This window comes from Porphyromonas canoris (assembly GCF_000769115.1).
GTDB classification, from domain to species: domain Bacteria; phylum Bacteroidota; class Bacteroidia; order Bacteroidales; family Porphyromonadaceae; genus Porphyromonas_A; species Porphyromonas_A canoris.
This window is the reverse complement of sequence record NZ_JQZV01000013.1, coordinates 979,913-988,164: the sequence shown is the minus strand read 5'-3', so window position 1 is coordinate 988,164 and position 8,252 is coordinate 979,913. Positions and strand designations below refer to the sequence as shown.

The 8,252-nt window shown below is 43.0% G+C and carries 6 protein-coding genes; 4 read left to right on the top strand and 2 right to left on the bottom strand.

Annotated elements, in window-relative coordinates; translation table 11 throughout:
- The first annotated feature begins 2,350 nt into the window (after positions 1-2,350).
- Positions 2,351-3,250 carry a hypothetical protein gene (locus HQ43_RS09820; RefSeq protein ID WP_152567516.1) on the top strand — a complete coding sequence of 300 codons (900 nt, stop codon included), beginning with the start codon at positions 2,351-2,353 and terminating at the stop codon, positions 3,248-3,250.
- A 288-nt stretch (positions 3,251-3,538) separates the two neighbouring features.
- Here the strand turns inward: HQ43_RS09820 and HQ43_RS09195 are convergent, their stop codons facing one another.
- Together HQ43_RS09195 and HQ43_RS09190 are read right to left on the bottom strand one after the other, a co-directional pair.
- On the bottom strand, positions 3,539-4,996 hold the full coding sequence (locus tag HQ43_RS09195; RefSeq protein WP_036792537.1) for a catalase: 1,458 nt from the start codon (positions 4,994-4,996) through the stop codon (positions 3,539-3,541).
- A gap of 47 nt (positions 4,997-5,043) precedes the next feature.
- A complete protein-coding gene (locus tag HQ43_RS09190; RefSeq protein WP_235305967.1) occupies positions 5,044-5,667 on the bottom strand; it encodes an NADPH-dependent FMN reductase family protein in 624 nt (207 codons plus the stop codon).
- A gap of 127 nt (positions 5,668-5,794) precedes the next feature.
- Here HQ43_RS09190 and HQ43_RS09185 point away from each other — a divergent pair, with 127 nt between their 5' ends.
- Genes HQ43_RS09185 through HQ43_RS09175 form a run of 3 tightly spaced genes read left to right on the top strand, consistent with a single transcriptional unit; the run spans position 5,795 to position 8,235 of the window.
- Positions 5,795-6,586 (top strand): ParA family protein, encoded by a 792-nt coding sequence (locus tag HQ43_RS09185; RefSeq protein WP_036792535.1) that lies wholly within the window; start codon positions 5,795-5,797, stop codon positions 6,584-6,586.
- 22 nt (positions 6,587-6,608) lie between these two features.
- The gene (locus HQ43_RS09180) at positions 6,609-7,529 is read left to right on the top strand and encodes a ParB/RepB/Spo0J family partition protein (protein ID WP_036792532.1); all 921 of its coding nucleotides are present in this window, start codon (positions 6,609-6,611) and stop codon (positions 7,527-7,529) included.
- A gap of 28 nt (positions 7,530-7,557) precedes the next feature.
- On the top strand, positions 7,558-8,235 hold the full coding sequence (locus HQ43_RS09175; protein WP_036792928.1) for a DUF5683 domain-containing protein: 678 nt from the start codon (positions 7,558-7,560) through the stop codon (positions 8,233-8,235).
- Positions 8,236-8,252 lie beyond the last annotated feature (17 nt).

The window sequence follows — 8,252 nt, the reverse complement described above, 5'->3', positions numbered from 1 at the left end:
TTGGTCTGCTACTCTAACAGTCTCACCTCGCTGGATGTGAGCAAGAACAAGGCTCTGACATCTCTGGACTGCGAGAAGAATAAAAACCTAAGCTCCGTAAAGATCAGTAACAGTATAAACAACTATTTGGACTGCAACGACTGCAAGCTGAGCGCGGAGACACTGAACGAGATATTCACCACGCTTCCCGATGTGAAAGAGCAGACCGAAGGGAAGAAAGAGCTATATATCAAAGGTAATCCGGGTACGGCAGCGTGCAACAAGAAGATAGCCGAAGACAAAGGCTGGAGATTGGATGTGGATGATACTCCTCCTCCGTCTGTTCCTAACCAAATGACGATGACGACAACGAGAGCCGCCGGCGATAAGATACAGCTTTGGATCGACGCCGAGCCGGCAGACCGTCCGAATGTCTGGATAGACCTGAACAACAACAAGGTCAAAGATGCAGGCGAGAGCGTAACCGAATTTGGCTCCGATAAAGAGTACACGCTCGACTACTCTCAGATCGTTACGGTGTATGGAATGGTAACCGAGTTGTCCTGCTACTCTAACTCCCTCACCTCTCTGGATGTGAGCAAGAATATAGCTTTGAAAGTGTTGGACTGCTCCCGTAACTCCCTCACCTCTCTGGATGTGAGCAAGAATATAGCTTTGAAAGTGTTGGACTGCTCCTATAACTCCCTCACCTCGCTGAATGTGAGCAAGAACACCGCTTTGACAGGGTTGTACTGCACCCATAACTCCCTCACCTCTCTGGATGTGAGCAAGAACACCGCTTTGACATCGTTGAACTGCGACTCTAACAAGTTTACCTCGCTGGATGTGAGCAAGAACAAGGCTTTGAAAATATTGACTTGCGACTCTAACAAGTTTACCTCGCTGGATGTGAGCAAGAACACGGCTTTGAGACGATTCTCCTGCGAAAAGAACCCGAATCTAAGCTCCTTGAAGATCTCGAGCAGCATAAATGATGCGTTGTGGGTCAACGGCTGTAAGCTGAGCGCGGAGACGCTGAACGAGATATTCCGCACGCTTCCCGATGTAAAAGGGCAGACAGAAGGCGAGAAAGAGCTATATATCAAAGACAATCCGGGTACGGCAGCGTGCAACAAGAAGATAGCCAAGGACAAAGGCTGGAAATTGGATGTCGAAGATACTCCTCCTCCTCCTCCTGCCGGCAACAGCATGACGATGACGACAACGAAAGCCGTCGGCGATAAGATACAGCTTGGTATCGACGCCGAGCCGGCAGACCGTCCGAATATCTGGATAGACCTGAACAACAACAAGGTCAAAGATGCAGGCGAGAGCGTAACCGAATTTGGCATCAATAAAGAGTACACGCTCGACTACTCTCAGACCGTTACGGTGTATGGAAAGGTAACCGAGTTGTCCTGCTACTCTAACTCCCTCACCTCTCTGGATGTGAGCAAGAATATAGCTTTGAAAGTGTTGGACTGCTCCTATAACTATAACTCCCTCACCTCGCTGGATGTGAGCAAGAACGCTGCTTTGAGAGGGTTGTACTGCTCCTATAACTCCCTCACCTCGCTGAATGTGAGCAAGAACACCGCTTTGACAGCATTGACTTGTTACGCTAACAGACTTACCTCACTGGATGTGAGCAAGAACACCGCTTTGAAAGAGTTGGAGTGCGACTCTAACTCCNCCTCCCTGGATGTGAGCAAGAACACAGCTTTGGAACAGTTGTCCTGCTCCTCTAACTCCCTCACCTCGCTGGATGTGAGCAAGAACAAGGCTTTGACAATATTCGCCTGCTCGAAGAACCCGAATCTGAGCTCCTTGAGGATCTCAAGCAGCATAAATGATTGGTTGTTGGTCAACGACTGTAAGCTGAGCACGGAGACGCTGAACGAGATATTCCGCACACTTCCCGATGTAAAAGGGCAGACCTCCGGCAAGAAGCAGATCTGGATCAAAGGTAATCCGGGTACGGCAGCGTGCAACAAGAAGATAGCCGAAGACAAAGGGTGGACGGTTAAAAACTGATTAAGATTGAGGGGAACTCCACTCACCCCGAAGTGGCGGGGCGTAAANGGTAAGAAAAAATATTTTCGTAGGTAAGAAAAAATATTTTCGTAGGTAAGAAAATAAATTTCCGTAGGTAAGAAAAAATATTTTCGTAGGTAAGAAAATAAATTTTCATGGGCACAGAAAAAAATTTTCATGGGCATAGAAAAAAATTTTCGTGGGCATAGAAAAAAATTTTCATGCGGACGAAAAAATATCTGCGTACGCAGAAAAAGTATTTTCTTTAGCATAAGAGTTGTGGCGATCCGGGCATAAAAATATATTTTCACAGGCAGGAAAATATATTTTTATACGAATGGGAAATATTTTTTATGCTTGCGGACATATTTTTGTCTGCGTACAAAAATATATTTTCGTGCGAAAGGGAGGGGATTTTCGTACGAAGAGGAGGGGATTTTTGTGCGGAAAGGAGGAAGTTTTTGTGCGAAAGGGAGAAGATTTTTGTGCGAAAGGGAGGAGATTTTTGTGCGAAAGGGAGGAGATTTTTGTACGAAAGGGAGAAGATTTTTGTGCGAAAAAGAGGAGGTTTTTGTGCAAAAGGGAGAAGATTTTTGCGCAAAAGGGAGGAGGTTTTTGTACGGAAAGGAGGAGGTTTTTGTGCAAAAAGGAGGAGATTTTTGTGCGGAAAGGAGGAGGTTTTTGTGCGAAAGGAAGAAGATTTTTGTGCAAAAGGGAGGAGATTTTTGTACGGAAAGGAGGGGATTTTTGTGCGAAAGAGAGGGGGGGGGTTGTGCGGAAGGGAGAAGATTTTTGCACGAAGAAGAGGAGATTTTTGTACGGAAAGGAGGGGGTTTTGTGCGGAAGGGAGAAGATTTTTGCACGAAGAAGAGGAGATTTTTGTGCGGAAAGGAGGAAGTTTTTGTGCGAAAAGGAGGGGATTTTTGTGCGAAAAGGAGGAGATTTTTGTGCGAAAAGGAGGAGGTTTTTGTGCGAAAGGGAGGAGATTTTTGTGCGAAAAGGAGGAGATTTTTGTGCGAAAAGAAGGAGATTTTTGTGCGAAAGGGAGGAGATTTTTGTGCGAATGAGAGGAGGTTTTTGTTCGAATGGGAGGAGATTTTTGTGCGAATGGGAGGAGGTTTTTGTGCAAAAGGGAGGAGATTTTTGTGCGAAAAGGAGGAGATTTTTGTGCGAAAGGGAGGGGATTTTTGTGCGAAAAGAAGGAGATTTTTGTGCGAATGAGATTTTGTTTTGGTAAGGTGGGGTGGTGGGGGGAGTCGGGAAAAAATGCTTGCTTTCAGGCATTGTTGTTTTGTTTTCCGGTGCGATAACTGAGTGATGAAAAGTGGGAGGTGAGTTTTTTGATGTGGGAGTCTGTCTTTTGATTGTGCTTTTGAAAAGTTTTTGTGGGAGGTGAAGTGGCAGGGGGGTGTGGGAGGGATTTGCTCGGATTTTTCAGAAAAAGAAGCTAAGCATTGCCCGGCTTGATGCCGAGATGCTTAGCTTCCGTTGTTTTAACAGGGTGTTGTGGTGCCGCTTGTCTTCTTTAGAAGATATCGGAGATTGCTATTCCAAGTGCTTTCGCGACACCTTTGCCGTAAGCGGGATCTGCCTTGTAACAGTTTGTTATGTGGCGTAGCTTGATCTCTGTGGGTATGTCTCCCATGGATCGGGCAGTGTTTTCAAAAAGTACTTGCTGTTGATCCGGAGACATGATGTGGAATAGGTCTCTTGTCTGGGAGTAGTAATCGGAGTCGTCTTCTCTGAAATCCCATTGATATGCGGCTCCGTCGAGCTCCAATGGAGGTTCTTTGTATTCATTTTGATCTTGCCAGTGACCGTATCCGTTGGGCTCGTAGCCGATACGTGAACCATAGTTGCCGTCAACTCTCATGGCACCGTCTCTGTGATACATGTTGAGGAAAGGACAACGGCTTCTATTGACGGGTATCTGGTGATGGTTTACTCCAAGTCTGTAACGTTGAGTGTCTCCGTATGAAAACAGGCGTCCTTGCAGCATCCTGTCGGGGGAGAAGCTGATGCCGGGTACTACGTTCGCGGGATTGAAAGCGGCTTGTTCGACATCTGCAAAGTAGTTTTCAGGATTTCGATTCAGCTCCAAAAATCCGACTTCAATGAGGGGGAATGTCTTTTGGGACCAAACCTTTGTGAGGTCAAAAGGATTGTAAGGAAGCGTTTTTGCCTGTTCTTCTGTCATGATCTGTATTTTGAGTGTCCAACGAGGATATTCGCCTCGTTCTATACTTTCATAGAGATCTTTTTGATGACTCTCGCGGTCTTTTCCGATGAGAGCTTCTGCTTCCGCATCAGTAAGGTTTTTTATTCCTTGCTGTGTATGGAGATGAAACTTTACCCAGTGCCTTACTCCTTGCGCATTTATGAATGAGAAGGTATGGCTTCCATAACCGTGCATATGACGATAGCTTGCAGGTATGCCTCTGTCGCTCATTGTTATGGTTACCTGATGAAGTGCCTCGGGCAAAAGGGTCCAAAAGTCCCAATTGTTTTGAGCGCTTCTCATGTTGGTGCGCGGGTCTCGTTTTACGGCATGGTTGAGATCCGGGAATTTGAGAGGATCCCTTAAAAAGAATACAGGAGTATTGTTTCCGACAAGGTCCCAATTACCCTCTTCTGTGTAGAATTTGATGGCAAAACCACGAATGTCTCGTTCCGCATCTGCGGCACCTCGCTCTCCTGCTACTGTAGAGAAGCGGACAAAAAGATCGGTTTGCTTTCCGATTTCGGAAAAGATTGCCGCTTTGGTGTATTTTGTGATGTCATGAGTTACGGTAAATGTTCCGAATGCTCCAGATCCTTTAGCATGCATGCGACGCTCAGGAATCACCTCTCTGTCAAAGTGGGCAAGTTTTTCCAAAAACCAAATGTCTTGCAAGAGCATAGGACCACGTTTGCCTGCAGTAGCAACATTTTGATTGTCTGCTACCGGAGCTCCTGCTGCTGTTGTGAGTTTGTTCTTTTCCATTTTTTCTAAAGTGTTAAATTTATGATGAAGTATTTATTCAGACGCTTTTAATTTTTACTCTGTACGGTTTTTATTCTATTCACGTAAGCGTCTAATTTTTGTCTGTCTCGTTCGGAGAGAACTCCGGTTTTGGATTTCATTACATCGGTATAAATTACGTTGGATAAGCAGAGATGCCTTTTCATTCTGTTGAAAATGGATCCCGTGTGAATCTTGTATGTTGCAAACAAGACAAGGTTTTCAGGTAGCTGGTTAGGAAGTTTTTTAGCGCCTTCTATCCAGATCTTACTGGGATGCTGATTGACAACAAACCATCCACATGTCCAACTCCCCAGCATCAATAAATCTGAATCTTTGATTTGCTCAAACTTAAAGTCGGAAAGAGCTCCAAAATTTACATCTACACCTTTACTCCACAGATACATTGCCATCTCTCTCGCCCATGCAGCTGTTTTCCCTTTTTTGCTTTGATATAATATAGTTGCTTTCATCTTGTTTTTACAAATTTCTTCTGCAACAAAGATATTTAGAGATATTCTTAAAAACAATTGAGGAGTTATTGGATCATATAGATTTTGTCTATAATAGTTTTCTACTGTCTTGTTTAGTTGCAGAATATTTATGACAGCACAATTCATGGTAATAGTGCAGTATTGTTTTCTTAATTTCATTCAAAGATCTTTTGTTCAAGATTTTTTCTGTTTGTTCAGTGTTTAAGAACAACTTTGCAAGAAGAAACAATATTGGAAGAGACCCAAAAATAATGTAGCTTTGCCAAGTGAAAAAGAATCAATACGTATGGCGAAGGTAATAGCTATAGCAAACCAAAAGGGGGGAGTTGGTAAGACCACCACAACTATAAATCTTGCGGCATCTTTAGCTGTTTTAGAAAAGAGAGTTTTGGTTGTAGATGCCGATCCACAAGCTAATGCATCTTCCGGATTGGGAATACTCCTTGATACATTGGAGGCAGATATTTATGACTCTCTTATGGATGGTTTGTCAGCCAAAGAGTGTATTGTTCCTACTTCCATTGAGCATCTGGATGTCTTACCTTCTAGTTCCGATCTCGTTGGAGCTGAAGTTGAATTGCTACAACGAAAAGAGAGAGAGTTTGTTCTACGACGCCTTGTTAATGAAGTGCGAGGGGAGTACGACTATATTCTTATAGACTGTTCTCCTTCATTAGGACTTATAACTGTGGGTGCTCTTATAGCTGCAGACACACTTTTGGTGCCGGTACAAGCGGAGTATTTTGCATTGGAGGGTTTGGTCAAGTTATTATCTACGTTTAAGACTATAAAGCAAACTCGTAATCCTTCTTTAGAGATTGAGGGCTTTTTGGTAACGATGTATGATGCTCGTACTCGTCACTCAAATGATATTTATGAGGATCTTAAAGCTAGATGCAAAGGGATGGTATTCTCTACTGTTATACATAGAAATACTCGTTTGAGTGAGGCATCTAGTCATGGGAAACCGATATTATATTATGATGTAGATAGCCGCGGAGCTCAAAACTACATGCAGTTGGCGCGTGAGATTTTAGCAAAAGAGGACTCACGGAAGTCTGCAGTTTTTGCATCCTAAACGAAAATATAGTGAGATTTTAATGAGTAAAAAAAGAAATAGATCGCTTGGAAGAGGATTAGGATCCCTATTGGGAGATGATATTATGCCTGATATTCAACCATCAGGAGCATCTTCTATATCTGAAATACTTCTTGAAGAGATAGAGCCAAATAAAGAGCAACCACGTTCTTTTTTTGATGAGAATGCCTTATCTGAGTTGGCTAACTCTATTAAGTCAGTTGGTATTATTCAGCCGATCACTGTATTTGTCAATAAAGGAGAAGAAGGCAAGCGTTACAAAATAATATCGGGAGAGCGCCGATATAAAGCTTCTCTTATAGCCGGTTTGACTACCATTCCTGCCTATGTTCGTACAGCAGAAGACGAACAGGTTATGGAGATGGCTCTCATTGAAAATATTCAGAGAGAAGATCTCAATCCGATAGAGGTTTCTCTTGCTTTTAAGAGATTGATAGAGGAGTATCAACTGACTCAAGAGGAATTAAGTTCGAGAGTTGGAAAAAACAGAGCTACAATAGCAAACTATCTTCGCCTACTGAAGCTTCCGTCAGAAGTTCAGATGGGACTTAAAGATAGAGTAATAGATATGGGGCATGCCAGAGCACTGCTTCCATTGGAAGATTCTGCTTTACAGATAGAATTATATCGTCAGATTTTGATAGACCATCTTTCTGTACGTCAAGTAGAGGCTATTGTCAAGCGATATAAAGATGATGAGAAGCGATTGGATAATGGTACTGCTGAAGCGGCTACTCCCAAGAAAACTGCTGAAAAAGCTGTAGAACTGGATCTTTTGGCTCAGAGATTCTCTGCTATATTCAAGACAAATGTAAACTTTAGTCTGAGCAAACAGGGGAAAGGCAAGATTACTATTCCTTTTACTTCAGAAGAGCAGTTGGAAGAAATCCTTCATCTTTTGGACTCACTTCCCAATAAATAAAGACTTAAGTCTATTTACCATGGATTCTATGAGGTTTATAAGATTGTTTATAGGAGCTTTTATCGTCAGTATTATTTTTGCATTGAATGGATTTTCAGCAGAAAAAGTTCTGATTGATAGCTTAGAGATAACAGAAACAAATATCTCCGTGGCAGAAACTACGACAAACCCTGCTAAGTCTCCTAAAATTAAAAAGCCTTTTATTCCCAATTCTACAACAGCTCTCCTTTGGTCTATTATACCCGGAGCCGGGCAGCTTTACAACAGACAGTACTGGAAACTTCCCATAATAGCCACAGCATATACGGCTTGCTATTATGCAATATCATGGAATCATGCCAACTTAACAGACTATGCTACTGCATATTCAGAGTTTAGAAGTCCTAATCCGATGGAGCATTCCACTTGGAAAGACTTTGTTCCTTTTGGACAAGATCCCGAAACATACATAACGAATCCTTCTCTCAAAACCTCTTTGGAGAACAACTTAAAACGAGGGCGAGACTTTTTTCGCCGTAATAGGGACTTGAGTATTATTGTTGCTGCTGCAGTCTATGCTTTGGTTATGGTCGATGCTTATGTAGATGCCGAGTTGTTCACATTTGATATTAGTCCGGACATTTCAATGTCTGTCCAGCCGACCGTTCAAAGACATGCTTTTTTGCCGCAGCAGTCTCTTGGCGTTGGCTTGGCATTTAGTTTTTAGTTTTCTCCAATCCTAAA